23 protein-coding genes, 1 pseudogene and 1 other annotated feature are annotated in these 25,154 nt (G+C 55.4%); of the genes and pseudogenes, 6 read left to right on the top strand and 18 right to left on the bottom strand.

What is annotated here, in order from left to right; genetic code table 11:
• The first annotated feature begins 87 nt into the window (after positions 1 to 87).
• The gene (locus tag DWB67_RS13900) at positions 88 to 885 is read left to right on the top strand and encodes a DUF1007 family protein (RefSeq protein ID WP_182911590.1); all 798 of its coding nucleotides are present in this window, start codon (positions 88 to 90) and stop codon (positions 883 to 885) included.
• Here the strand turns inward: DWB67_RS13900 and DWB67_RS13895 are convergent.
• Positions 869 to 1,993 (bottom strand): GTP-binding protein, encoded by a 1,125-nt coding sequence (locus DWB67_RS13895; protein WP_119808151.1) that lies wholly within the window; start codon positions 1,991 to 1,993, stop codon positions 869 to 871. The two genes, DWB67_RS13900 and DWB67_RS13895, sit on opposite strands and share 17 nt — an antisense overlap.
• Positions 1,994 to 2,043: 50 nt before the next feature.
• On the opposite strand from DWB67_RS13895, the gene DWB67_RS13890 reads away from it, so the two are divergent.
• Positions 2,044 to 2,307: a hypothetical protein gene (locus tag DWB67_RS13890; RefSeq protein ID WP_119808150.1), complete on the top strand. Its 264-nt coding sequence runs from the start codon at positions 2,044 to 2,046 to the stop codon at positions 2,305 to 2,307.
• Here the strand turns inward: DWB67_RS13890 and DWB67_RS13885 are convergent, their stop codons facing one another.
• The 6 genes from DWB67_RS13885 to DWB67_RS13865 form a co-directional block, all read right to left on the bottom strand.
• Complete coding sequence (locus DWB67_RS13885; protein WP_119808149.1) at positions 2,308 to 3,528, bottom strand: metallochaperone AztD; 1,221 nt, start codon at positions 3,526 to 3,528, stop codon at positions 2,308 to 2,310.
• Between the two features lie 285 nt (positions 3,529 to 3,813).
• The gene (locus tag DWB67_RS13880) at positions 3,814 to 5,091 is read right to left on the bottom strand and encodes a sorbosone dehydrogenase family protein (protein ID WP_119808148.1); all 1,278 of its coding nucleotides are present in this window, start codon (positions 5,089 to 5,091) and stop codon (positions 3,814 to 3,816) included.
• On the bottom strand, positions 5,091 to 5,522 hold the full coding sequence (locus DWB67_RS13875; protein WP_220475139.1) for a DUF2231 domain-containing protein: 432 nt from the start codon (positions 5,520 to 5,522) through the stop codon (positions 5,091 to 5,093). Before DWB67_RS13875 ends, DWB67_RS13880 begins: the two co-directional genes overlap by 1 nt.
• 579 nt (positions 5,523 to 6,101) lie before the next feature.
• Positions 6,102 to 6,638: a hypothetical protein gene (locus DWB67_RS17870; protein ID WP_147385936.1), complete on the bottom strand. Its 537-nt coding sequence runs from the start codon at positions 6,636 to 6,638 to the stop codon at positions 6,102 to 6,104.
• A gap of 25 nt (positions 6,639 to 6,663) precedes the next feature.
• On the bottom strand, positions 6,664 to 7,389 hold the full coding sequence (locus DWB67_RS13870) for a DUF1499 domain-containing protein (RefSeq protein WP_119808146.1): 726 nt from the start codon (positions 7,387 to 7,389) through the stop codon (positions 6,664 to 6,666).
• 371 nt (positions 7,390 to 7,760) lie between these two features.
• Positions 7,761 to 8,576 (bottom strand): cyclase family protein, encoded by an 816-nt coding sequence (locus DWB67_RS13865; RefSeq protein ID WP_119808145.1) that lies wholly within the window; start codon positions 8,574 to 8,576, stop codon positions 7,761 to 7,763.
• A gap of 205 nt (positions 8,577 to 8,781) precedes the next feature.
• On the opposite strand from DWB67_RS13865, the gene DWB67_RS13860 reads away from it, so the two are divergent.
• Positions 8,782 to 9,531, top strand: coding sequence for an SDR family oxidoreductase (locus tag DWB67_RS13860; protein ID WP_119808144.1), 750 nt, complete (start codon positions 8,782 to 8,784; stop codon positions 9,529 to 9,531).
• 37 nt (positions 9,532 to 9,568) lie between these two features.
• On the opposite strand, the gene DWB67_RS13855 is transcribed toward DWB67_RS13860, so the two are convergent.
• The 11 genes from DWB67_RS13855 to DWB67_RS13800 all read right to left on the bottom strand — a co-directional run bounded on the left by DWB67_RS13855 (position 9,569) and on the right by DWB67_RS13800 (position 21,412).
• Entirely contained in the window at positions 9,569 to 10,480 is a 912-nt protein-coding gene (locus DWB67_RS13855) for an ABC transporter permease (RefSeq protein ID WP_119808143.1), read from the bottom strand.
• On the bottom strand, positions 10,477 to 11,562 hold the full coding sequence (locus tag DWB67_RS13850) for an ABC transporter permease (protein ID WP_255418683.1): 1,086 nt from the start codon (positions 11,560 to 11,562) through the stop codon (positions 10,477 to 10,479). The genes DWB67_RS13855 and DWB67_RS13850 overlap by 4 nt, the downstream gene beginning before the upstream one ends.
• Positions 11,559 to 13,073 carry an ABC transporter ATP-binding protein gene (locus tag DWB67_RS13845; protein WP_119808142.1) on the bottom strand — a complete coding sequence of 505 codons (1,515 nt, stop codon included), beginning with the start codon at positions 13,071 to 13,073 and terminating at the stop codon, positions 11,559 to 11,561. The genes DWB67_RS13850 and DWB67_RS13845 overlap by 4 nt, the downstream gene beginning before the upstream one ends.
• Before the next feature lie 4 nt (positions 13,074 to 13,077).
• Positions 13,078 to 14,178, bottom strand: coding sequence for a BMP family ABC transporter substrate-binding protein (locus DWB67_RS13840; RefSeq protein ID WP_119808141.1), 1,101 nt, complete (start codon positions 14,176 to 14,178; stop codon positions 13,078 to 13,080).
• Between the two features lie 26 nt (positions 14,179 to 14,204).
• Positions 14,205 to 15,563, bottom strand: coding sequence for an amidohydrolase (locus DWB67_RS13835; protein WP_119808140.1), 1,359 nt, complete (start codon positions 15,561 to 15,563; stop codon positions 14,205 to 14,207).
• A gap of 1 nt (position 15,564) precedes the next feature.
• The gene (locus tag DWB67_RS13830; protein ID WP_119808139.1) at positions 15,565 to 16,239 is read right to left on the bottom strand and encodes a glutathione S-transferase family protein; all 675 of its coding nucleotides are present in this window, start codon (positions 16,237 to 16,239) and stop codon (positions 15,565 to 15,567) included.
• Positions 16,236 to 17,075 carry an aromatic ring-hydroxylating dioxygenase subunit alpha gene (locus DWB67_RS13825; protein WP_119808138.1) on the bottom strand — a complete coding sequence of 280 codons (840 nt, stop codon included), beginning with the start codon at positions 17,073 to 17,075 and terminating at the stop codon, positions 16,236 to 16,238. The genes DWB67_RS13830 and DWB67_RS13825 overlap by 4 nt, the downstream gene beginning before the upstream one ends.
• The gene (locus DWB67_RS13820) at positions 17,072 to 17,677 is read right to left on the bottom strand and encodes a Rieske (2Fe-2S) protein (protein WP_119808137.1); all 606 of its coding nucleotides are present in this window, start codon (positions 17,675 to 17,677) and stop codon (positions 17,072 to 17,074) included. Before DWB67_RS13820 ends, DWB67_RS13825 begins: the two co-directional genes overlap by 4 nt.
• Positions 17,678 to 17,845: 168 nt before the next feature.
• A complete protein-coding gene (locus DWB67_RS13815) occupies positions 17,846 to 18,076 on the bottom strand; it encodes an acylphosphatase (protein ID WP_119808136.1) in 231 nt (76 codons plus the stop codon).
• Positions 18,077 to 18,873: 797 nt separating this feature from the next.
• Entirely contained in the window at positions 18,874 to 20,016 is a 1,143-nt protein-coding gene (locus tag DWB67_RS13805; protein WP_119808134.1) for a ParB N-terminal domain-containing protein, read from the bottom strand.
• Entirely contained in the window at positions 20,009 to 21,412 is a 1,404-nt protein-coding gene (locus DWB67_RS13800; RefSeq protein ID WP_119808133.1) for an AAA family ATPase, read from the bottom strand. Before DWB67_RS13800 ends, DWB67_RS13805 begins: the two co-directional genes overlap by 8 nt.
• A 518-nt stretch (positions 21,413 to 21,930) precedes the next feature.
• On the opposite strand from DWB67_RS13800, the gene DWB67_RS13795 reads away from it, so the two are divergent.
• From DWB67_RS13795 to DWB67_RS13785, 3 genes and pseudogenes are all read left to right on the top strand, one after another.
• Positions 21,931 to 23,106, top strand: coding sequence for a replication initiation protein (locus DWB67_RS13795; RefSeq protein ID WP_119808132.1), 1,176 nt, complete (start codon positions 21,931 to 21,933; stop codon positions 23,104 to 23,106).
• A 272-nt stretch (positions 23,107 to 23,378) separates the two neighbouring features.
• Positions 23,379 to 23,603: a hypothetical protein gene (locus DWB67_RS13790; protein ID WP_182911588.1), complete on the top strand. Its 225-nt coding sequence runs from the start codon at positions 23,379 to 23,381 to the stop codon at positions 23,601 to 23,603.
• A 180-nt stretch (positions 23,604 to 23,783) separates the two neighbouring features.
• A pseudogene (locus DWB67_RS13785) lies at positions 23,784 to 25,004 on the top strand (IS3 family transposase).
• Positions 24,071 to 24,187: a sequence feature (AL1L pseudoknot), on the top strand. It overlaps the preceding pseudogene by 117 nt.
• Positions 25,005 to 25,154: the final 150 nt, after the last annotated feature.

The raw sequence follows: 25,154 nt of genomic DNA, 5'->3' as shown, positions 1-25,154 counted from the left end.
GTTTATAATACCATCCACAGGGTGTTTGGGCACATAACAAGGAAGTGCGCGAATGTATCAGGATATCATTTAACCTGCACCGCAAGCATGATAGAGCCGAACGGCTGTCATCCAATGGGTTCTAACCATGGCAAATCGACGAACGAAAAACTCGCTAAAAAGAACGAGAGCCGATTGTTGGATAAAGTTGTGTTGCATCAACGTATGACTGAAAAAATCCGTGCAACATTGCGCGTACTTCGATGTATCGTCGTTGCGGTTTGCACATTGCTTCCCGTTGCGGCAGTGGCTCATCCTCATGTCTTTGTCGATGTATCACTAACGCTTCGCTATGATACGCAGGGTCGACTGGCGACTGTTGATGAAGTCTGGACCTATGACGAGCTGTATTCGCTGTTGATATTTACCGAAATTGCAGACCACAAATCAGACAGCTTCGGACCGGCTGAATTGGCGGCACTACGGCGGATCGATACGAATTTCGACCCTCTGAACGGTGGACGTATGGCAATAGAGTCAGCAGGTGGCGAAATAACGACCGGTCAACCCGTTCATCTGTCGACCGAACTGCAAGGCGATAGGGTGGTGATCCGCCGTCGTCATATACTGAGCCGACCAGTTGCCGGTGACCGACAAACCTCGATCAGGGTCTATGACCCAAGCTTTTATGTAGATTTCAGCATGCCGTCCGAAGTGACAATTCAGGGTCGGGCAGGGTGTCGGGTGTCCTTGCAGTCCGGTAATTCCGCGGCTCAGGCCGACGCCTATGACACTGCTTTGCGTGATACGTTGGCAAAAGAGTTGGGGCGCACGGGTTCGCAGGATATCAAGGTCGACATCGGTCCCATAGGGACCGATTTTATTGCGGTCAAATGTCAGCCTTGAACGGCAGTTCAGGACCACTGTCGACCACGTAATTAATGCGGCTTGGGTCGGGGCGCAAGCGCAGCATTTCCAGATGCGCAGTCAGTTGCTCGACCGAACTGTCACGGGCAATAAGAACCACACGGCTGGTAAAGTCTCCGGCGGGCCATGTTTTCAATGGCACCGGTTGTTCCAGAATATGTTGAACACCATGCAGAACAAAGGGGCATTGGGCGTCTTCGATGTGGATGATCGCCTTTAACCGCAGGATGGTATTCCCCTGAATTCCGATCAGCATATCTAGCCAGAAATCGAAAACCGGCGCGGGAATGGGCGTATCTATGAAAATCGAGGCTGTACAAATGCTGCCGCCCTGCGCGTGATGTGGCGCGGTCGATGGAAAGCCCGGCAAAGCCGTCGCTTTTGAAGCGGTGCCGAAACCTGACAGGCCCGCCAGCGGATCGGGCGATGCCACCATTCCCAACCATTCGACAGCTGCAGCACTGTCGCCCGACCGGCCCTGATCCAGATCGAACAGGCAGCCAGAGGCAACACGCCCCATGCTTGCACGAATACGCAGGGCACGCGGATTGATCTGGTCCAATCGGCGCTGCAAGATATCAGCCTGCCCGTCGGAAGCCAGATCGGTTTTGGTCAGGACAATCCGGTCTGCCATCGCGACCTGCGCCTGCGCTTCGGCGTGACGGTCCAGCGTTACCGTCCCCAGAACCATGTCAACAACGGTTACAATGCCGTCCAGCCTGAAATTGCGTGACACCTCGGGTTCAAGCATCAGCGTGTGATGGACCGGACCGGGATCGGCCAGCCCTGTTGTTTCAATGACGACACGATCAAAGGCCAATTCGCCGCGCGACCGCCTGTCGTATAAATCACCGAGGGTGCGGGCCAGATCGCTGCGAATTGTGCAGCAGATGCAACCGGATGCCATCAGGATAACGTCTTCCGCCGTGGATTCGATCAGGTCGTGGTCAAGACCGGCTTCTCCGAACTCATTAACAATCACGGCGATACGCCCACCCAAGGGATCGCTTAACAAATTGTTAAGCAGTGTTGTTTTGCCAGCGCCAAGAAAGCCGGTCAATAAGGTCACAGCTGTGCGGTCGGACATGGTTGCAGGCCCTTTCGGAGCGTGTTTGATGAACAAAGGAGGTAACCGGAATGAATCTTGCGGCTCAGATGAAAGAAAGAGCAGCGACCCTTTGGCATTTCCAGCGCATCAGACGCTTGGTCCGCCAGCAAGAAGGCAGCGGATCGCAGGCGATGGTATCAGTGACGCAAATTTTTTGTCAGGACCCCGCCTGCCCCGGCCCCGCCACGCAGATTACTGTGATGGGGTTGGACCTGCTCCGTCGGGTGGTGGTTATCCACCGCCCCCTGGATCAGGTAGAGCTGGCGGATATCCGGACCGCATTCCCGAATTGATCAGTGGATGACTCCGCTGCCCCCTGCAACAGTGATATTGTAGGGCGTGCCATCAACAGGGATCGTTCCGGTCTCCGAAAAATCCTTGGTTGAAATGCGTCGTATCAGACCTGCATCCGGATCCGTCATGAAGATTTCATCGCCAGCCAAAGCAATACGCGGACGTGGATCATTCCAGTGGCCCTCCATCGAATATGGCGCAATCACTTTCACCGATGCATCGATTTTTGCCGTCAGCATATCAATCCGGTGCAGGCTTCCGTCTTCGGTCAGGACATAGGCCATACCAGGATTGACCGGATCCAGCGCAAAATCTATCCGCCGGAAGGGTAAGGCGATGCGCTTGAAATGCGGCTCTTCAGCAGGATCGATCACCACTACTCCGTCAGCGCCGTGGTTACCAAGAAACATCTGGATACCAGTCGAGCCGAGAATGGTTCCGGTTGTCGCATCCTTTGGCAGGTCATCAGGGTATTCCAGCATCCCAAATTCAGGCCCTGCGCCGCCATCGGTAACGGTCAGCACACCCTCTTCGCAACCGGCGACCAGAAAAACGCCCGAAAATGCTTCTCCGTGAATACCGGTGCAGGTCGCGATATCAGTGATGGCATTGCCCTTTGCGTCAAACCCTTGCAGACCTATCCGAGGAACCGAGACGTCGCCCGTCACCTCTTGGTCCGATGCTACGCTGGACAGCCAAGCATCCCCCATCGGGGCGACAAATCCGTGATGTGCGCGGGCCTGTTTGAAACGCCAAGGCGTAATCTGCCCATCTATCGTCGCGCCATTGTCCAGCACTTCGGCATAACCGCCTTTGTCATAGTTGATCACGGACTGACCACCGTGTTCCACAAGATGGAAAGGGCGTGGGCCGGTCAATGTAGTCGTGGTGGCAGCTGGTTCTTTGACCTCGATATCAGAATGATCGCCATGGTCTGTGGTCAAAATGCCGCTTGTGAAAAAATCGACGGCGTCACTGTCGGACTGCACCGCAGCCACCAATGCACCACCGGCCAACGAGTATAGCTTGGCCTGCCCCGTCGTCTTGAACACCCAATGATGGTCGGGGTCCGAGGTATCGATGACCGTCACCCGACCTGTGACATGATCGCCCACGAAAAGCCGGTAATGCGTATCACCGCCTTCAACGTCGGACTGCGCAAGCGCGCCGCCAGCAAGGGACATGGCCAAGACACCGGCACCTGTAAACATCTGAATCATTCTTGTCTTCCGTATTTATACCATACACCTAATATTGTAATGTTATGACATAACAATATTAGAAGACGCAACCGCAGGCTACCCAGTTTCCAAGAGTGACGGAAAAAATAACAGAAAGGTGGATCAGGAGCGATCTCTGCTTCCCCGATGCAAACCACGAACCTTTCGACGACTTCGTGTGGTATCTATTCACGCTGAGTATCAAAGATAAGCAGTTTTGCGGGCTCGCATTTCGTGCATCCGCGATCCCGAAGTACATATCGCGAATGCACATTGTCGCAAGCATTAGGGGTCCATCCGTGTGACGCGCCAGATCGTATTGGATACGTCATCTGCCACAATAATTGCCCCTTCCGGTTCGACCGTTACCCCGACCGGCCGACCACGGGTATTGTCGTTGTCGACCAGAAACCCTGTCACGAAATCAACCGGTTCGCCCGATGGTTTTCCGTTTTCGAAAGGCACAAAAACGACTTTATATCCGACCGGTTCACTGCGGTTCCAACTGCCGTGCATCCCGACAAAAGCGCCGTCCGAAAAACCGGCTCCAACTGCGTTATTCGAAAAATCAACGCCCAGTGCAGCGACATGTGCCCCCAGTGCATAGTCTGGCGTAATAGCCGCGGCGACTTTTTCCGGATCTTGCGGTTTGACGCGCGTGTCTACATTCTGCCCCCAGTAGCTGTACGGCCAGCCGTAGAATCCGCCGTCTTGCACGGTCGTAAGGTAGTCAGGCACAAGGTCCGGGCCGATCTCATCTCGCTCGTTTGCGACGGCCCAAAGCGCGTTGGTCTCGGGTTGGATTGTCAGGGCGGTCGGGTTACGGATGCCTGTCGCATAAGGTCGATGCGCACCGGTTTCCACGTCGATCTGCCAAACCACCGCGCGGTCTTCTTCGGCCTCGATACCGCGTTCGGTAATATTGCTGTTGGACCCGATCCCGACATAAAGGAACTGTCCATCTGCGCTGGCAGTCATGGCTTTCGTCCAATGATGGTTTATAGCCGAAGGCAGTCGGGTCAGCAATTCAGGTGGTCCCGAAGCCTCGGTCTGATCTTCGGTATAATCGAACCGTACAAGTGAATCCTGATTGGCGACATATATCGACCCGTCCACAAAAGCCAACCCGTAAGGAGAGTTCAGATTATCTGCAAAGACGGTTCGCAATTCGTATTCGCCATTTCCGTCAGCATCACGCAACAGCGTCAGCCGGTCGCCCCCAGGTTCCGGGCTTTTACCCCAGCTTTTTATCACACCGGCAATCAGATCCTTGGGGCGCAATGCCGGCGCGCCGCTGCCTTTCCCCTCGGCAACCAGAATATCACCATTTGGCAGCAATAAAGTCTGGCGCGGGATTTTCAATCCCGTCGCAATGGCCGAAATCTGGTATCCATCGGGCACCGAGGGCTTTTCACTGCCCCAAAGCGCAGGACGTGGAATTTTCATGTCCGGCAAAAAGCCGGATTGAGGCTCTGGTAGATCAGGGTTCTGGCCAACCGATTGTGCTTGCGCCAGCGCAGGAACCGTTAGTGCCAAAGCGCAAATATATATGATAGATCGCATTAGAAATACTCCTTTGCGTGAAATCCGGCATAGCCCAGCCATGATGCAACGGAGACGAGCGCGGTTGCGATGCTTGACCACCATAAAACCGCTGGCATGATCGCCCATGCATCTTGTGAATGGGCAAATGCATTGACCAGGCCGATGATCCACCCGACAAGTAGAAAGACAACATACGCTATGGGACGGTAATTCGGAGAATGGCGATTGATAGTCAAACTAATCAACGCTGCTAGAATAGCGAAACCACCGACAAATAATCCACCAGCGTTCATCCACTGTGCAAAGTTACTCCACTGGATCTCGGCGGTTCGCCAATAAGCAATATCGGCGACAAGCGTGCCAAGAAACAGGGGAAACAGGAATGCCAGTAATATAGCATGAACGGGATGAATTGGCCTGACAGGCCCATAATACATTGAGTTAGCCAATGCGCTTCCTTTCCTTAGGTCTGGTTCGTGGGCAAGCCGAGGACACAGTATAATTTTACCGGTTTATCCAAAAGTTGCGCAACTCACAGTGCTAACTCTTAAACAATCCGGAAATGGTCATAGTTCCAGAAACGGTGAGCTTGATATTATTCAATCTGCAAAGTGGCTATGATCACCCGAGATCAAAACGAAAAATGGCTAATTGATTAGATGTTTGCTCATAGACTTTGATGGTGAACTCTTTTCCTTCGAACGAATGACGCATTATGGGCAAAATTCGTCTCGGCAGCGCCGAGACGACTGATGCAATCCCTCGAGTAATAAAAAATAGTAAAGAAATCCCGTGCGCACTCCCGTGCTAGCTGGCTGATCCCGCCTGTCCTCACCGCCTTGAAAAATTAACGAAGGACCGTTCGTAGGACCGCGAAGCATTGGGAAGTGAGAGTGACATGATACCCGCAAGCAATGATGTGTCACGCGACTGACTGGACGAAATTCGTCTTCCTAGCCTGCAGAGGTCTCTGCTTGGCCAATTTACTAGAAAGGCATGAAGAACTGAGTTTGGTGATCCTTCAGATGTCAGAACTCGTTCGGATCGGTTTTGAGGCAACCGGCGAACAGGAATAGGCATTGTGGGCTGCGCTCGTCGAGGCGGGGGTCGAGGCAATTTCGTCCGGCTTGGATCAAGGCTTTTGCCATGTCGCAGGGTAAATGGGCCACGACCGGCCAGATCGTTGTAGAACTCATCGCCCGTTTTGAGATGTTCCGGCCCGAGGCTAGCCGGACTTTGCCGGGTGATAACCTGCGTGTTCTTAAGCCTTGACGACGCGACGCGCTCAGATCGCCGAAATGCGCAATAAAGCTGACGGCGCAGATCTCGGCCCGGAATAAACAAGGCATTTTCACAGAAATTGAGCATCTCGATGCCGAATTGAAAGCCATGCCGGATGCACAAAGCAGTGACTTCGAACAGTCCATCAACTGCGCCAGTTCAAGCGATGAAACATCCCGATCAGGCCATCCAATTACGTCTATGTCTACGAGCGATCGAGCAAATGAAGTACCGACTGCTACTGTTTTGTTATCCTCCGCGGGCGGCGGGGTTACCAAAAACATATGTTACGGTCGTCCCTGCGGCGGTTTATTCCATGAAACGCGCCTGAAACTCACGTATGCGAGCAGCGTTGACGCCCTTATCACCGCGACCTATCCGCGAAACGCTGCGCATGTCGACGCGGCTGCCGTTATCCTGCTGCGTCACCTCTATCACGATATCATCGGCAAAGTGAAACACGGGCGTATGTGTCGTTGCTTCGAACCGCAGACGCTCGGGCACGGTTGCGACTATTTCCCAATCCATATCAGCGGCAATCGTCAATGCGCGTTGGAACGCCTTATCGCTGTTCATATCTGTGTCCAGCGGTTGGATGTCGGGATATGCCCGCATTTGTGTAGCAGCCAGTTCCGGCCCACCATATTCTAGCGTATTAGCGGCCCCTTCACGGGCGTCATCCAGCGCCTCGAACATCGGCGGGTTCACAGTATCGGTCGAAATGTCATGGATCGGTGCAGCACGCTGTGGCGGGTTCAGTTTGCCCGCCACAAGCGGGATAAGACAGGCCAAACCAACCATCACACCAATCACTGCAGCGAAAGCCCCGCGTTTTTCATCCCTTGCCAGATGCACAACAAGCGCTAACAGGCCGATCACAGTCACGACCGCGCCCAAAGGGTTCATATAGTTGCGATAGAGTCCGAAGCCCACGATCGGCTGCCAAAGTCCAAGTTTTGCGCCGAACAGCATCAAGACAACCGCAACGATGCCTAGAAGTGCGGCCAGCACGGCGAACTTACCTGCATGTTTCATTCGTTCATTCTTTCTTATGGCGTTGCCAGTCGATCAGCTTTATTGGCTTTCATGTCTTGGATGCCGCCTGATATTCCTTGATTAACGACCTATGGGGATAAGTTGCTAGACACCATCGTTCCCTTGCATCAAAACGATCCGGCGACAGCAATGCAATTCCCCGCGATCTCTTACAGTTGCGAACGGTACAGCTTGCGTTGATCGACCACGCGACATAGGTAAATCAAGGCAATTACCCTCTCTATGTGAATAGAGCCCGCATGTAATTAGCGCGGTTCCATTTGCCCACGCTGTTACTACGGGCCGGCTCCTAATCTAACGGCAAAGTTGTCGTCGCGACCATGAACGCTAAGAAACCAGCAGAGCAATGATCAATACATTGCCAGAACGCGCGCGGGACCCCCTGTACCACCGCGATGCTTGGGTGCTCCGATAAAGATGGTGGCCCCCTTCGCGGGTAGGTTATGCAGATTTGCAAGCCCCTCAATTCCGAAGCGCCCCGAGGGTAGCCACGAATAATGCACCGCAAAATCAGGCGAATTTCCAGGGTCCAGTGAGAGCGTATCAACACCGATAGAGGCGGCCCCCGTCTGCGCCAGAAGGTCCGTTGCCGCCTTGCCAAAGCCCGGGAACGCAAGAGTTCCATCGGGCAGGTTGCGCCATGACGGATCCCCCATACGGGCTGCCCAACCGGAATTCATCGCGACACAAGCGCCATCCGGAATGTCCCCGTTGGCGGAAATCCACGCCTCGATGTCCTCCGTCTCGACCACCGCGTTAGGGTCCTCTTTCGCCTTGCCGGTGATATCCAGCACACACAGTGGCGCGATCAGGTTCTGGACTGGAAGCGCATCCACGGATTGTCCGTCGGGCGAAAAATGCAATGGCGCGTCGATATGCGTGCCGGTGTGTTCAAAGATCGTCAGCTTGTACAGGTGATAGCCGTCATCCTCGAACTTCTTGTCGCTTTCAAAGGTGATGCCCGGTTTTCCGTCAAATGTCGGGAAATCGCTGTCATAGGCATGGGTCAGATCAATCACCTGACCGTTAGCTTGCGCCAGTGCGGGTCGGGCCGATAGCGCACCCGCCGTAGCCCCCATCGCCGCAGTGGCCATCGCGCCCGTGAACAGGCGGCGGCGCGATAGCATGCTTCGTTTCACGTCCTCGATAAGGCAGGCATTGCACATGGTTAGGTCCCCCGTTGCACATATCCTATTTACCCGCCCGCCTTTCGAAGCTGTCAAGCACGCTGCCGCTGCAAAAGGGACTTGCAGCGGTTGCAAGTGCGATGCTTTGGGCAACTGCCCCACAATCGCGCTTGGACTTCACATCCAACGGAACGCGGGGCTAGGGTGTCCGCGATTTTGATGAACGCAAGACAGGACAAAACACATGGTCAATCTTAACGGGAAGGTGGTTCTGGTCACAGGCGCAAGCCGCGGTATCGGGGCCGCGACGGCGCGCTTGTTTGCACAAGTAGGCGCGCATGTCGGAGTGATGGCCCGCAGCACGGAGGCCGTTACAACATTGGCCACCGAAATCGGTGGCGTCGCAATTGCCGGTGATGTGGCGGACCCCGCAGCTATGGTCGATGCTGTAAAAACGCTACATGACCGGTTCGGTCGCCTTGACGTTCTGATCAACAATGCCGGGCTGATTGGCCCCATCGCTGGGATAGAGGCGTCGGACCCCGACGATTGGGGCAAAGCCATCGACGTCAACATCAAGGGTGTGTTCAACGGCATACGCGCCGTGCTACCCGTCATGCGTCAGGCGGGTGGCGGTACGATCCTGACTATCGGCTCAGGGGCAGCGCACGGCCCCCAATTAGGGTGGAGCGCATATTGCACCAGCAAGGCGGGCGCGCTGATGCTGACCAAGGCAGTTGATCTGGAAGCACGTGCCGAAGGTATTCGCGCCATCAGCCTGTCGCCGGGCACCGTCGCCACCAATATGCAAGCCGCCATCCGCGAAAGTGGCGTCAATCCCGTCAGTCAGTTGGATTGGTCAGTGCATATTCCGCCCGAATGGCCGGCCCGCGCCTTGCTGTGGATGTGCGGTCCCGAGGCGGACGATTATCTGGGGGCCGAAATCTCGCTTCGGGATGGAGGCATTCGCCGACGCGTTGGCTTGATCGACTAGAACAGTCGCCGCCCTGAATCAACGGGGCGGCGGATTTTCAAGGATCGAAAGGCACGCCCAAAGAGGCCACCCCATTCCTTTTCAAAAGCTTCTTGTTTGAAGAAATCAGTCCCAGCACCACGATCGTCACAATATAAGGCAAGCTGGCCAAAAGCTGGGAATTCAGGTTCACGCCATTCGCCTGTGCCGCAAGCTGGGCCAGCGACACTGCCCCGAACAAGATTGCGCCGAAAAAGAGCCGCCCCACCATCCACGTGCCGAAAACCACCAGCGCCAGCGCGATCCAGCCGCGACCCGCGATCATCCCGTCTGCCCAAAGCGGCGTATAGACTGTTGCGGCGTAAGCACCTGCCAGCCCCGCCATCAATCCGCCGAACATCACCGCACAATAGCGGACTGCAATCACCGGATACCCCAAAGCGCGCGCGGCCGTTGGGTTTTCACCTACGGCGCGGATAATCAGCCCCAGTTTGGTCATACGCAACACCGCCCAAATGGCCAGCGTTGCGGCAATCCCCAACCAGACAACGATATCCTGCGTGAACATCCCGCCGACGACAGGCAGATCGGCCAGAAGCGGCAGTTGCAGCTTGGGAAGCCCAGCAACGGTCATGCTTTCATAGCTTTTGCCGAATAAGGCCGAAAGCCCCTGCCCAAAAATCCCGATGGCAAGACCCGCCGCCACTTGATTGGCCCGCAACGACAGTGCAAGCCACGCGAAGAGCAATGATAAAGCCGCACCTGCCAGCCCTGCCCCCAAAAAACCCGTCGCATGGCCGAACCCGTGAAAAATTATGACAAAACCGGTCACGGCACCAAGCGCCATCATCCCCTCGATCCCGAGGTTCAGGACACCTGCGCGTTCAGCAACCAGTTCACCCAATGCGGCCAATAGAAAGGGCATTGCAGCGGCAAGCATACCTGAGAGGACAAAGGACAAGCCGATCATGCCCGTATCCCTTTCGGTTCGCGGATGACGCGATAGCGGACCAGAGTGATCGCCGCCAGATAGCAGACCAGAAGCGAGCCTTGAAACACACGCACAGCAGCGACGGGCAGCCCCGCCGACACCATTGCATTGTCGCCACCGATATAAAGGATCGCGATCAGCAACGATGAAAATACAATGCCCACCGGATGCAGCCCGCCCAGATAGGCAACGATGATTGCGGAATAGCCATAGCCCGATGCAATGGATCGTTGCAGCTGCCCGACCGGCCCCGCAACCTCGGAGGCACCGGCAAGCCCGGCTGCCAGACCGCCGATCAACAGCGACATCCAGACCGCGCGCGATTGCGAATACCCGGCATAGCCCGCGGCCTGCGGCGCAAGCCCACCGACCATCAGCTGGTACCCTTGAAAGCTGCGCTGCAGATAGACCCAGCAGGCGACCGACCAGATCAACGCAATGGCCAGCGCAACGTTGACCCGTGTGCCGGGAAGAATCAGCGGCAGGGTCGCGTCCAGCGGGAAAATTACCGATTGCGGAAAGTTAAAGCCCATCGGATCCTTCCACGGCCCGACTAGCAGGAAGTTCAGTAATTGCGCGGCGATCAGGCTCATCATCAGTGTGACGAGGATTTCAGAGGCGTTCAGCCGGACGCGCCAGATGGCCGGAACCACAGCCCACAGCATCCCGCCAATGCCCCCCAGAACGATCATCAGCGGCCAGACCCACAAGCCCGATATTTGCGGGAACCAGACAGGGACCGCCGATGCGAAAATCGCGCCCAGAATAAACTGACCCTCGGCGCCGATGTTAATGACCTTGGCACGGAATCCCGCCGCCAGCCCCTGCGCAATCAGCAACAGCGGCGTCATCTTCAGTAATACCTCGGAAAATGCCGGCCATGATATCACCGGCTCTATTAGCATGGCTTGGAACACCGCCACGGGGTTCTTGCCCATCGCCATATAGAGCGCGAAGTTCAGCGCGATGGACAGCAGCAGAGCCACGACCGGTGCCACGACTGCCAGCTTGCGGGACGCCTTGTCGCGCCGCGCAAGGCGATATCCGGCAAGGTTCATCATGCCGCGCCGCCTTCCGCCGCGCCGATCATGTGGCGGCCGACATCTTCGACCCGGATGTCGCGAACTTTCATGCTTGGCGACAGACGTCCCGCGTTCAGGACCTGAACGCGGTCGCAGATTTCAAACAATTCCTCGATCTCCTCGGATATGATCAACACGGCGGCGCCCGCGTCGCGCATTGCGACAAGGCGACGACGAATGGCGGTCGCGGCGCCGATATCGACGCCCCATGTCGGCTGGGACACGAACAACAGGCGCGGGGCCAGCATGATTTCGCGCCCGACGATGAATTTTTGCAGATTGCCACCCGACAGCGCCCCCGCCTCGGTCCGTGGGCCGGGAGTTCGCACATCAAAATCACGAATGCAGGTGGCGGTAAATTGGGCTTCGCGCGCGCGGTCGATCATGCCGCGGCGAACAAGCCCTGCACGATGCGCGGTCAGCAGAGTGTTGTCGGCCAGCGACATTTCCGGCACCGCGCCGCGACCCAGTCGTTCTTCAGGGACAAAGGCGAAGCCCAAGGCACGGCGGGCGGCCGCCCCCAGATCACCGGCGGCCTGCCCCAGCATCAGCACCTCGGCCGCACGGTGATCGGGCAGCGTCACTTCGCCAGAGATCAGGCGCGCCAGTTCCGCCTGCCCGTTGCCGGACACACCGGCGATGCCCAGCACCTCGCCCTGATGCAAACGCAGCGCAACCTTGGACAGCGGCTGGCCGAAAGGATCGTCAGGGGTATGGTCCAGCCCCGCCAGTTCCAGCGCGACCTTGCCCGGCTTATGCGCCGTGGCGGGTGGCAGCGCGGGCATGTCGCGCCCGATCATCATGGTAGCAAGGTCTGTCGCATCGTGGTCGCGCGGATCCACCGTGCCTGTCACTGCCCCGTCACGCAGAATCGTCGCATGGTCGCAAATGGCACGAATTTCTTCCAGCTTGTGCGAGATGAACAGGATCGACACACCCCGATCGCGCAACCGGCGCAGCGTATCGAACAGACGTGCGACCGATTGCTGCGGCAGGACCGAAGTAGGTTCATCCAGGATCAGCAGATCAGGGTCGGTCATCAGGCAGCGGATGATCTCAACCCGCTGGCGTTCGCCCACAGACAACGAATGGACGTGGGCGCGGGGATCGACCTCCAGCCCGTATTCGCGGCCCAGATCACGGATGCGCGTTACTAGTGCGGCTGTACGGCCCGGTACGATCAACGAAATATTTTCCACGACCGTCAAAGTCTCGAACAGCGAAAAGTGCTGGAACACCATGCCGATACCGAGCTTTCGGGCCTCGGCCGGGGATGTGGGGCGAACCGGTTTGCCCTGCCATGACACCTGACCCGCATCGGGCGACTCGACGCCATAGATTAGCTTCATCAGGGTGGATTTGCCTGCACCGTTTTCCCCAAGTATCGCATGGATGGACCCTTTCTCTACCGTCAGGTCGATCCCGCGATTGGCATGAACGGCCCCGTAGGATTTCGACAATCCGCGAATGGACAAAAGCGGCACAGGCATCGGATCAGCTTGGCAACGGCGTCGTCACACCCGCGACATGCCAATCCATCGAAACGATATCCTCATCGCCCAAGATTACGCCTTCCGCTGCGGCTTCGCCGCCGTCCTGTCGGGCGATAGGACCGGTGAAGACATGCATGCTGCCATCGGTCAGTTGCGCCTGAGTTTCGGTGATCCGCGTCATCACCTCGGACGGGATGTCAGCATTCCAGTCCATCGGCTGAATAACGCCTTCGGCCAGACCAAGATAGGCGGTATGGCCTTCGAAATCACCCTCCAGATGCGCTTTCACGGATTGAAGAAAGAAGGGTGCCCAATCGGTTGCGACGCACCCCAGATATTTCGTTGGCGCGTATTTCAGCATAGACGAATTGAGGTTGAAGACATAGGCCCCCGTTTCTTCGCAGATCGAGACCACCGACGGTGTGTCTTGACCGTTGGAATAGATCACGTCGCAGCCCTGGGCCAACAGCGCACGCGCGGCCTCTTGTTCCTTGGCAGGATCGAACCATGTGTTGACCCAGACAACCGCGACCTGAATATCAGGGTTTATGGCCTGGGCGCCTAAGGTAAATGCGTTAATAGAACTGACGAGCTCCGGAATTGCAAAGGCCGAGACGGAACCGAGCTTTCCCGTTTTCGACACGGCAGCTGCGGCCATCCCCATCAGATAGGTGCCTTGATAATTCCGCGCTGCGAAAGGTGTAAAATTCGGTGCGACCATAAAGCCCGATGCATGCAAAACACTGAGGTCAGGATTGCGCCGCGCCACTTGCATGGCACCGTTCTGATACCCGAACGATCCCGCGATCAGCATTTTGTTTCCATCTGCCACGACCTTGTTCATGATGCGATCGGCGTCCGGGCCTTCGGGAATATTTTCAAGCTTGGTGATTTTCACGCGGTCGCCATATTCGGCCACGACCTGATCCAGCCCCATCGCCAGTGCATGCGACCAGCCGACATCCCCGAAAGGCGAAGGAACGACCAGCGCGATGCCAAGCGGTTCGCCCTGCGCCCGCGCAAGGGCGGGCATCAGACCCGCGCCAAGCGCCGCTGCGGCAGTGGTTTGCAGAAAGCCGCGCCGGTTCAACGTGCTGGTCATGATGTTCTCCTTGCTGGATATGGTGGTCATATCGTTATCGTGGCCAATGCTGCCTCGGCCTCGGCGGCCATCTGTGTTTCGTCCAGACCGGGGAAGCCTTCGCCGTCCCAGACGATGCGACCGTTCACCATGGTCAGATCCGTCGCCGTTCCGATGCCCACGCGGGCGATCAGGCTTTCGGGGTCATGGCGGGTGCCAACGTAATCCATGCGGCGCGTGTCGATTGCGAACAGATCCGCCGCCATGCCGGGGGCCAGCGTGCCGATATCGGCGCGACCCAACAAGGACGCCCCGCCCGAGGTGCCATAGCGCAGGAAGTCTGCCGGTTCCGGCACCGGATGGCTGCGCATTGGTGCGACCAGACATTGCAGCATATAAGCTGAATGCAGGCAGTGCATCAGGTTGGAATTGTCGTTCGACGCGGCCCCGTCGCAGCCCAGACCAACACGAATGCCCAAGGCATGCATCGCCGGTATGGGGGTCACTTCGGCGCCCACCAGATATACGGGTTCGGGGCAATGCGACACGCCGGTGCCGGTTGCGGCCATCTGCGCCAGTTCGCCTTCCGTCAGTTCCCAGCAGTGGGCATAGAAAGTGTCCGGCCCGCAGAAACCCAGCTTTTCAAGATAATCCACCGTGCGAAGACCGTGGCGCTGACGGATCACCTCGGATTCCCCCTCACCCACGTGGGAATGCAGCATCAGCCCGTGCTGGCGGGCCAGCGCGATGGATTGGGTAAAGGTCTCGGCATAGCAGTTGACCGGCTGGCAAGGCGCCAGCGCCACCTGCCGCATCGAGAACTGCGCGCCGTCGTGATAAACCCCGATCAGCCTTTCGCAATCGGCCAGATATTCATCCGTCGTTTCCAGCATCTCGTCCGGAATGGTCGAGCCTTCGGATTTCGGCAGGGTGTTGGTCCCCCGCCCCGCATGAAAACGCAGACCGATTTTGTCCGCAGCCTCGAACTGGCGGTCGATGATGCGCTTGCCTGCCTTGCGCGGAAAGCAATACTGGTGGTCGAAGGCCGTGGTGCAGCCGTGTTTGGCCAGTTCCGCAAGCGCCGTGACTGAAGCATGATAAAAACAATCCTCGGTCAGGCGGGCGAAGATCGGATAGATCCGGTCCAGCCATTCAATGACGCTTAGTTTAGTCCAGTCCAGTCCCACGCGGTTGCGCACAAAGCACTGGAAGAAATGGTGATGAGTGTTCACCAGCCCCGGATACAGGAACCAACCCGTCGCATCGATCAACTCGGTCCCTTCAGGGGCAGTCAGGGCGGGACCTATAGCGCGGATGGCTGGCCCTTCGGTCAGCAGATCGGCATCGCGGATGACGCCAGTACCGGTGATAATAGCGGCGCAGTTGCGAAACAGATATGCGGGCATGTCAGGCGCTTTCCTTGCGAACCACGTCCGGCATGGGACCGGGTTCGGGCATTTGTTCGTGCAGGCGATGAATACCCGGCATTTCGATGAACCCCGGCAGGGCGCGGATCGCCCGCATCCACAACCGGATCGAGGGATAGCTATCCAACGATACCCCCCCATCGGGCGCAAGCGCCGCATAGGGAAAGCACGCGATATCCGCGATGGTCGGCCGGTCGGCGGCTAGAAATATCCCGCCACGCCTGCGTCTGGCATGGATCGCCGCCTCTAACTCGCGCAGCGCATCTGTTGCCTGTACCCGCAGCGCGTCGATATCGCCTGAAAAGCCAAGCATGTCATGCAACCGTGCAGCTCCCGCGCTGGCGGTCAACCGCTGCGAAAATGCTAGCCAGTTGGCAACCCGCGCCTGCATCTCTGGATCATCATGCCCCAGCCATTCGTGTGCATTGACCGCCGCTAGATAGGTAAGGATCGCGCCGGATTCCGTTAGCACCAGTTCAGCATCTTTCAGAACAGGGATCGTCCCTGCCGGGTTCAGTGCCCGAAATTCGGGGCTGTGATGTTCCGCACCGGGATGGAAATCGACCGGGCGCAGATCGATTCCCGCCACCAACAGCGATGCCAACAGCCGCACCTTGTAGCAGGATGGCGAAAGTACGTAGTCGTAAAGGATCATGCCGCCACCAATTGCGCGCCGAAGGTATAGCCGTGACGCTTCAGCCAGCGCCGATAGGCGATGGACAACATGTCGGCCCGTGTCGGAATTTCCTGCCCCGGGTCCAGCGGCAACAGCGCCGGCAACTGGTTTTCCAGAATCGAGCGGTCCTGAAGGAAGATCAACTGCTGGAAATGGATCATCTGGGTCATGGTGCTGTCGTCATCATACAGCGCCATCCACGGCCAGACCTCGCAGGTGGTTTCGGTCAGGGGCTGGACAAAGATCGTTATCACATCCCATTCGCCGGGTCTCGGCGGGCAGGTTTTGTACAGTACCGAACAGGTCGGGTTTGGCACGCGATACATATATTCGGTGGTGATGCCACCTTGGGCAGAGCGCGCAGCCTGCGGCTGGAAGAACTTGACCTTGGTGGCCCAGACTTCGTTGACGTCGTCTCGGATCTCGACCTCGTACCGTTCAACCTCGGTATGCGGTTCTGATCCCAGCACATCGGTATGGACGAATGGAAAATGGGCGATGTCCAGAAAATTCTCGACCGCACGCAAGGGAGAGCAACGGACTTTAACACTGCCGACCTCGACAAGGCGGCGCCCGGGTTGATGCGCCTCGGGGATGTCGAACACATCACCAGCGGGCGTACCAAGCGATGTCCAGACATGTCCGAACTTTACCAGAACTGGAAGCACACGCCCGTCACATGTAACAACGGGTGCGCCACTTGCTTCGGCCCTGACGTGGATCGGCTGGGCCAGCAATAACGTATCGCGACCAGATCGGGTCAGCTTGCTTGCAAGCGCGACGGGGTACCAATGATCTTGCATCGTAGCGATCATGTCGCGACCGCCTGTTCCAGACGACGACGCAGCACCTCGATCGCAAGTGACAAACCGTCTAGCTGTGCGGTGTCATAGCCTTCAGCCGCAAGAACATGCAAATTGCAGCCCCTGCCCTGCAGCGCCTGCACCAGCAACACCACGCTGCAACCTGCAAGCCTTTCTTCACCTTCCACCGCGCGCGCGATTAAATCAGCAGGCGCATTTACGGACAATGACCGGAAGCCCGTGAAACCGCGGTAATCCACAGGTTCCCCAGCTTGTCCCGTGGGAGCAACCCAAACGACGCTGGATTTCTCACGAACGTCAAAGCGTGGTACCTTGATTGCAGCTGGGGGAACGAGATCAGGGTGAGCAGGAATTTTGCTGCAGTGGCCATTTTCGCCATACCGCCAACCGTGATAGATACAGGAAAGAAAGTCCCCCCTCACGAAACCGTGCGACAATCGCATCCCACGGTGAGGACAGCGGTCGTGCCAGGCAGCTATCCGCCCCGATGCAGATCGCCAGACAACAAGGTCGTGACCTGGCAGATGAGCAGGAATTGCCATCCCGCTCAGAATGTCCTGCGACAACGCCACAGGTATCCAGATGCTGCTCACGTTGACATGGCTCCTACAGGTCCGGAAACTTGCATATGCGCCATCAAAAGATAAGGTAAATCGAATGTATGCAATTTACCCAATTGTTTGAAAATACTTCAATTTCACCTAAACTTAATGTCTTACTTTTAGGCACAGCGCCTAAATATTATACAAATGCTAATCGATTTAGAGTGCTTCTCGCTGGATATTTTCTATCCATGCATCAATTGGCCCCAATAAACAGCCCATCTCCATAGCATCCCGCATCTCGGAGGGGCCAACTACCCCCATCTCCAATACTGCTTGATCGAACGCTCCTATATCGACGCATACGCCAATACGACGCGCATGAGCGCGGATCCAAAGATCAAGTGTGTTCCCCAGCTGGCCAGAAATAATAAAGCGTTCACTAGCCATCGTAACCTGTTTTTCCCTAAGCTCAGCCCATATAGAGCCGACCAAATCTCAGATCGTCAATAGCCGACCTATTTGTTATGTTTTACCAGCAAAGGGCGCAAATGCGTTTTGCGAGCGCCCACTGCGGTCGGCGACGACACTCGCCGGTTCCAGCTTCATTAGGCAGATTTCGGCATCTTCTGCTACGTCTGCCGCCGCAAACCGCACGAACTTGCGCGTCGACGCATAGAGCGAATGTTTACTTGCGCTGTGCCGAGTCTGTAAGTCGTTCATGGGGATAACTCGGCTTAGTGCTCTGTCTCGTGACGCTTTTCGCAACCGACCAGCGTCATAGCCCCGGTTTGTCAGAAACCAGCCGAATTGCGCGGAGTCTGTGACAAATGCCGCCGCGCCATTCTGGGTGCTTAGACGTCTTGCCAGCGTAGAGAATTGTCTAAGCCCGTCATAAGCTAGGTAAACACCGGTTATACCTTCGATGCTTCCTGAATTTATAAAGCGTCTGCGCTAACACATATCTCGGCAGTGGAAAGAACCTATATAAGCCACTGTAACTAAATGAATAAAGCGATGACCTCCTAAAAATCTTCAACCGTTGGTCATTCTGGATCTCTGGAAAGAAGGTGGGACATCTAAGCTTTGATCGATCAGAAAAGGTGGCTCGATGACTAAATCTCGTTCCAAAGCCTGAAATACCCCAAAGAATTTAAACTAATAGGTCTGGGGCCTAAGGGCATTGGGGCATTGGGCAACATTCAAGCTCCTATTTACCGATCCCCTCCCCTTACCATTTTCAGGTATTAACCCAATTCGTCTGGTTCGCGACGCCGTGCCCCACTTTCAACAATGTCTCGTATATTTATCAATAGATCGTCAATCATATGAGACGTAACAGCTTGTCCTTCAAAACTGAGAATATATCTGTCACGATCCACTGCACATCTGATTGTCACCCCGTTTGCCGTTGTTAGCGTTTTGTCACCCAGAAAACTGCTGGCTTTCGATAGTGCTTTAGGACGACCACCCCTCTTTTTTTCTTTTGGAACTCGGTTCAATTGGTCAAGAACCGGTTCAATTGCGTGCCATTCCTCGTCTGCGTTTTGCGGGGTCACATTGGACAAAGCTATCCGCAAACTACTTTCCGCCCCCTGCCTTAAGGCTGCCGAAAGTTGAAGACCGCGGCGCTCGGTCAATCCTTCTGGAAAATCCAGCATGTCCCCAAGCTCTTCAAATATAAGAGAAAAAGATCTAATTTTTGATCTTTTTGCTTTTGAGCCGGTCGCAAAGAGCTTATTTACCGCTTCCTCGGTGCTGGCAAATGCCCCCTGTTGGGCGGCTATTACAGCTACCCTACCCCGTTCAAAATGGCTTAGCTCTTCGCGGACTTCATTCTCCTCAACCATAGAAACGAATGCATTGGCGCTGCTTTCCCGTGGTCGTATCAGGGTACGTATAGTTTTGTATTTTTCTGCCTGAGTTAGTTCATACAAGCCTCGCATTGCTAGTAGACGGCGATACCCTGAAAGCAGACCGTACCGCTGCCCATTATCGCTAGGTGTTTCTAGTTCGAAAACTTCGATTGGAAGTCGCAAGCCGTGAACAGATATTGATTGCCGTAATTCCTGTATCCCATCCTCATCCATAACCATGCGGTCACGGATCATCGCTGCCTCGTCGATCAACTCAACTGGCAGTTCGACCATGAGAAGACCATCTGCTTGAACTTGTGCAAGGCGACTAGAGTCCGCCTCGAGGCGTGCCCGTTGTTCCCGCGCGTCAGGACTGTCCGTCTGGGACAACGACGCGCTATCAGCCGCCATTTGCGCAATCGGCGCAACCCCGCGTCCCGAGCTATATCTATCTGAGGTTTCGCTGCGAAACTGCTCTTCGATCCGTGAAAGATCATCTGTGCTAGGAGTTTCCAGCCGCCTGCGCTTAGCCATTATCTTCAGCCTCCGCTTTTACTGCATTACCGTGTTCCATTTGAACATCTCGCCACCATGAACCTAGTACAAGTTCCTTTACTTCAGCCCACGTCCTATCAAAGGTCTCTCGGCCGCGAACGTATGTGTCACGATTGAAATCCCGGTAGTCCGCTTCGTAGATACCATTAACTTGCTCACCCGCCTGCCCGACCATCGCCGTCAACTCTTGCCGGTAAGTTGTCATAAAATCTCCGAAATAGGCTTGGATTACATTCGCCAGATCGGTCTGTTGCGCCGCGTCGAACCGCGTAATGATGGCCCGAACAGCGTCCCACTCAAAGCGCATTTCGGGCAAGCCATCTCGCCGTCGTGCCGCGTTCTCTCCGTCTTCCACGCTGGCAAAGGTTGAATACAACATATCGAAAAAGCGGCCGGTCGAGTCAAATTCCAGAAACGTCGCGCCAAGTGGAACCAGTAAAATATCGGCAGCTGCCAGTGCATTAATCGTTAGGTACCCAAGTGCAGGAGGCGTATCGATGATGACCAGATCGTAATCATCTAAGATCCTGTCGCTGTTTAAAGCATTACCCAAGGCATCCCATAGGGGCCAACCCCGCAAACCCATACGCCAGACTGGTACTTGGAATTCTGCCCAATACAGGTTCAGCTGGGCGCCTAAAAGATCAATGTTTGGCCAATGCGTTGATTGGATAACGTCTCGGGCGCCAAGCTTCAGTGCCTCAGTCAGGGTTTCATCGAAGGGTAGGGGGGGCTGCCCGGCGGCCGCTCTAATGCGATTTTCGACCTGAAGCGCCATAGCGTAATCTTTTGCCAGAAGCGGAAAAGCCGTAGACCATTCATCAGGGACATCGCCGCCCATGATCGACGTCATACTTCCCTGACTATCCAAGTCAATAACCAGTACCTTATAGCCGTCCAACGCTGCCGACATCGCAAGATGCGCTGCGGTGGAGGTTTTCCCCACACCACCTTTGAAATTCGCGACTGCAATGATCTTTGCAGGCTGACCATTCGGACGCCAAGGGCGGTACTCTCGATCAGCTGCACCTTCGGTCGCAAAATGATCACGTAAGCGAAGGACATCTTCAAGTGAAAACCACTTGGAATTACCCTCCCCAGTCCCCTGTGGCAAATCAGGATGCTTACTCAAAACACGTCTAAAATGTGCCGGTGCGACGGGGATTAAATAGCGACATACCTCCCATGTAGAAAAGCGTCTAAGCCGCTTCTTTCCATCAGGTGCGTAACCTCTCTCCGCTAGATCTTGCCTGCCTCTGGCGGCAAAGGCAGCGGCCCGCGCGAATCGAGCGGTATCAATTGGGGCGGATAGTCGTTTGGCAGCAGCTTCAGGATCAATGTTGAAGTAAGGGGGAGTAGCTTCTTTCGAGGACATCACGATCCCTTTGCTATGTAATGTGTTCTTCGCCGTTCTAGCAAATCTATAGCATGTCGAGAAGCCAAACTTCTAGGATTAGTAAGGTTTCGCGGCGAAACTAAAAGAAATCGATACAAAACACCTCACATATAGTTTGTAAGAACTTTAAGATCTTTAAAAGCTTTGCGGCTATAATTTATATATCTATCATATACTTATTCATATTAAAGCACCTGCATACAGGCTGAGGGGGACCTGTATGCAGGATGATAAGCACCCGCTTACAGGGCCATTAGCACCAATTCGCAGGACAATAGGTAATAATTCGCAGGATGACCCTAAACGACAGCGAGTTTGTCGTTTATTAGCTTCGCCTGCGCATGGCCTAGACCGTAAATAGGTGCCTTTAGCCTCCGCCTTGGTTTTAAGGTGCCCACATACAGGACAGCAAAACTACGGATTTAGGTGCCTATATCCGAGTTGCCCTTGGGTGCCCTGTTTGCCATACTGCCCATAAAATAGAGACAAGGCGGCGCATGGACGATATTCCTAAAGAAAGGCTAGTCGGTGCTTTGCGACGCGGAGCTGTAAAGAAAAACGTCGCCGCTATCCATGTGTCCGGAAAGCTGACGTTACTTCAACGAAAACTTTCCAACGTTTTATTGCTAAATGCGTACGACACACTGAATACAAGACGAAGCCACAGCGTCGATGCACGAACTCTTTGTCTTATGATCGGTTATAACTCCAATGATATGGAGACGCTTAAGCATTCCTTGCGTGGCCTCGTCGAAACTGTTGCCGAATGGGACATGCTGGATGAAAAAGGGCAGCAAGAATGGGGGGTGTCTAGCTTGCTAAGTTATGCCAAACTGAAAGGAGGGGTCTGCGAATACGCCTATTCTCCCGCTTTGGCTGAAAAGCTGCACGACCCAAAAGTGTTTGCCCTGATAAATCTGAACATTCAGCGCCGCTTTACATCTGGTCATGCATTGGCGCTTTATGAAAATTGTTATAGGTTTGTGAGAACCGGATCGACCGGCTGGTGGCCTCTGGATCTATTCCGCCGCCTGATGGGGGTCGATAATTCAGCCTATTACGAAATGTTCAAGCATCTCAATGCAAAGATCATTAAGCCTGCTGTGTCCGAGGTCAACCGGACGAGCAATATTATTCTAACGCCGGAAACCCGACGGCGGGGCAGGGTGGTTACTGAAATACGTTTTAAGATTAGTGAAAACCCACAGCTTGCCATTCTTAATATAGATGATGGGGCAGGGGCCCGCCATAGTCAGGTTTATGTTCGCTTGCTCGCACTCGGAGTCAGTGATCGTCTTGCCAAACAGTGGTTGACAGCGCATGGCGAGGATCAGGTCGCGGCCAAACTGGCTTATGTCGATCAGCGTCCTAACGTCAAAAGTAAGGTTGGTTATCTAAGTGCAGCGCTTGACGGCGACTTCAGCGCAGCAGCACCTATCACCGCAGTTGTTCCAACAAGTCCGCGAGCTGAACAATTGCGGCGTATTATGGATCGTGTCAAAGAACGTAGTCCTACGCAGCGTGATGCCGATCGACGATTGTTCATGAGCCAGCTTTCTAGTGCACCGCTACGCGAGGATTTTGATAAGCATGGCTGGTTGTCACCTCTCAATGCGGCTCGAATAATCGCTTTCTGGGACGAAATGTCTCCGGGTCTGTTTGAGGATTTCTAACACTGCGCGGGTCAAGGTTCGTGACGCCATCATTGTCGCCTTCCTAAACACGGCGGCGTCGACCCCATGCTCCACTCTCTGGATTTCTGTACCTAGAAGAACCGCTACGAGATGGCTGCTGATCTGCGTCGGATTTACAATGCCCCGACCACCGATTATGCGGGCATCGCGTTGGATACTTTCGCGGAAAACTGGGCTAGTAATACGCTTTCGTTCCCTCCGCCTGGCGCAAGGCTTGGCAGGGGTTGATTTCGCTCTCTGCCTTTGACCCGGTGATCCGCAAGATCATCTATATCAAATCATTGATTCCAACGGCTCAATTCCAATGGCGAGGGAACGCTACCGAAAGCTTGAACCTCACCATCGCGCTTGCAATCAAGACAGGCAATTCGGACGCAGCCGCCCGGGCAACGACGGACCACGTTTTGGTACAAGGTGAACGATTACGCGATTTAGTCGCGTTGTTGGATAGCTTTCAAGAACGTCAGATAGAATAATACTATAGGCGGTTTGATCGTGTCGTGTGCCTGACGGTCATTTTAATGTCAGCGTTATAAGGCCAGTTACTACTATGCCGCGGGTCTGAAGTGGCTCTGTTAAACGAAATTGAATCGCCACGGGTCAGTGAATCGCTTCGATTTTGTCGGAGACCATCAACTTAAGTAAGGATGATGGTTATGACGAAAAGCAGAATGGCAAATCGCTACTCGGCCGAGGTCCGCGCACGTGCTGTCCGGATGGTGTTCGAGCATCAAGGCTCATACGAAACGCAGGCAGGCGCGATCGCGGCCATTGCACCCAAGATTGGCTGTATTCCCAAGACCTTGAACGGATGGGTCAAGCAGGCCGAGAAAGACAGTGGCATGCGAGATGGTGTGACCACTAAGGAACGGGATCGGATCAAGGCACTGGAACGTGAAGTTCGCGAGCTGCGCCAGGCGAATGAAAGTCTCCGCAAGGCGTCAGCTTGTTTTGCGCAAGTGGAACTCGACCGCCCACTGAAGTGATGATCGCCTTCATTGAGGATCAGCGCATTGTTTACGGTGTCGAGTCGATCTGCAGGGTGCTGCCGATTGCACCGTCAACATATTACCACCGCTTGGTTTGCCTTGCTGATCCATCCAAAGCTTCGGCCCGGCATCAGCGCGACACGGAGCTACGCCCCGAGATCAAGCGGGTCTGGGACGAGAATTACCATGTCTACGGGGTCCGCAAGGCATGGCATCAGCTCAAACGCGAGGGCTTGATCTGGCGCGCTGCACGGCGGAGCGGCTGATGAAACAGAACGGCATGCGTGGGGCTGTGCGCGGCAAGGAGGTCAAAACAACCGTCCCTGACACATCAGCGCCTTGTCCCCGTGACAAGGTGAACCGCGTGTTCCGAGCACCAGCCCCGAACCTTCTCTGGGTCAGTGATTTTACGTATGTGTCCACATGGCAGGGCTTTATCTACGTGGCTTTTGTCATCGACACGTTCGCCGATCGCATCGTCGGGTGGCGGGTCTCGCGGTCCGCCAAAACGGACTTTGTGCTCGATGCTTTGGAGCAGGCCCTGCATGATCGACGCCCCGTCCAGAAAAGTAGACTGGTTCACCATTCGGACCGCGGCGGGCAATATTTATCCATTCGATACACGGAGCGCTTGGCCGAGGCTGGCATCGAACCGTCGGTCGGCAGTGTCGGTGACTCGTATGACAACGCCCTCGCCGAGACGATAAACGGTCTTTACAAAACCGAACTGGTCCATGGCGCAACATGCAGGATCTGGAAATGGCCACCCTTGGCTGGGTCGATTGGTTCAACAACCGGCGCCTGCTTGGGCCCATCGGAAACATCCCGCAAGCAGAGGCTGAAGAGAACTTCTATGCACAGCGCGACGTGCTCGATATGGTCGCGTGAAATGAAGCTATAGGTCTCCGGTGAAACCAGCGCGATTCAAAAAGCTTTGCTATACTATCGTCAAAGCTACGCGGCGTGGAATGCATAGACTGCTAGGAAGTCCGACCGTATCCATGTACCGGACATTCCGCACGATCCGACATGCATCGT

This window comes from Paracoccus sp. JM45 (genome assembly GCF_003590715.1).
In the GTDB taxonomy this organism is placed as follows: domain Bacteria; phylum Pseudomonadota; class Alphaproteobacteria; order Rhodobacterales; family Rhodobacteraceae; genus Paracoccus.
This window is presented reverse-complemented; position numbering and strand designations above follow the sequence as displayed.

Bases quoted from the DNA above. Each gene is read 5' to 3' on its own strand.
- DWB67_RS13900 (WP_182911590.1), top strand. From the start codon at position 88: ATGATAGAGCCGAACGGCTGTCATCCAATGGGTTCTAACCATGGCAAA.
- DWB67_RS13895 (WP_119808151.1), bottom strand. From the start codon at position 1,993: ATGTCCGACCGCACAGCTGTGACCTTATTGACCGGCTTTCTTGGCGCT.
- DWB67_RS13890 (WP_119808150.1), top strand. From the start codon at position 2,044: ATGAATCTTGCGGCTCAGATGAAAGAAAGAGCAGCGACCCTTTGGCAT.
- DWB67_RS13885 (WP_119808149.1), bottom strand. From the start codon at position 3,528: ATGATTCAGATGTTTACAGGTGCCGGTGTCTTGGCCATGTCCCTTGCT.
- DWB67_RS13880 (WP_119808148.1), bottom strand. From the start codon at position 5,091: ATGCGATCTATCATATATATTTGCGCTTTGGCACTAACGGTTCCTGCG.
- DWB67_RS17870 (WP_147385936.1), bottom strand. From the start codon at position 6,638: ATGTTTTTGGTAACCCCGCCGCCCGCGGAGGATAACAAAACAGTAGCA.
- DWB67_RS13870 (WP_119808146.1), bottom strand. From the start codon at position 7,389: ATGAAACATGCAGGTAAGTTCGCCGTGCTGGCCGCACTTCTAGGCATC.
- DWB67_RS13865 (WP_119808145.1), bottom strand. From the start codon at position 8,576: ATGTGCAATGCCTGCCTTATCGAGGACGTGAAACGAAGCATGCTATCG.
- DWB67_RS13860 (WP_119808144.1), top strand. From the start codon at position 8,782: ATGGTCAATCTTAACGGGAAGGTGGTTCTGGTCACAGGCGCAAGCCGC.
- DWB67_RS13855 (WP_119808143.1), bottom strand. From the start codon at position 10,480: ATGATCGGCTTGTCCTTTGTCCTCTCAGGTATGCTTGCCGCTGCAATG.
- DWB67_RS13850 (WP_255418683.1), bottom strand. From the start codon at position 11,562: ATGATGAACCTTGCCGGATATCGCCTTGCGCGGCGCGACAAGGCGTCC.
- DWB67_RS13845 (WP_119808142.1), bottom strand. From the start codon at position 13,073: ATGCCTGTGCCGCTTTTGTCCATTCGCGGATTGTCGAAATCCTACGGG.
- DWB67_RS13840 (WP_119808141.1), bottom strand. From the start codon at position 14,178: ATGACCAGCACGTTGAACCGGCGCGGCTTTCTGCAAACCACTGCCGCA.
- DWB67_RS13835 (WP_119808140.1), bottom strand. From the start codon at position 15,563: ATGCCCGCATATCTGTTTCGCAACTGCGCCGCTATTATCACCGGTACT.
- DWB67_RS13830 (WP_119808139.1), bottom strand. From the start codon at position 16,239: ATGATCCTTTACGACTACGTACTTTCGCCATCCTGCTACAAGGTGCGG.
- DWB67_RS13825 (WP_119808138.1), bottom strand. From the start codon at position 17,075: ATGATCGCTACGATGCAAGATCATTGGTACCCCGTCGCGCTTGCAAGC.
- DWB67_RS13815 (WP_119808136.1), bottom strand. From the start codon at position 18,076: ATGGCTAGTGAACGCTTTATTATTTCTGGCCAGCTGGGGAACACACTT.
- DWB67_RS13805 (WP_119808134.1), bottom strand. From the start codon at position 20,016: ATGGCTAAGCGCAGGCGGCTGGAAACTCCTAGCACAGATGATCTTTCA.
- DWB67_RS13800 (WP_119808133.1), bottom strand. From the start codon at position 21,412: ATGTCCTCGAAAGAAGCTACTCCCCCTTACTTCAACATTGATCCTGAA.
- DWB67_RS13795 (WP_119808132.1), top strand. From the start codon at position 21,931: ATGGACGATATTCCTAAAGAAAGGCTAGTCGGTGCTTTGCGACGCGGA.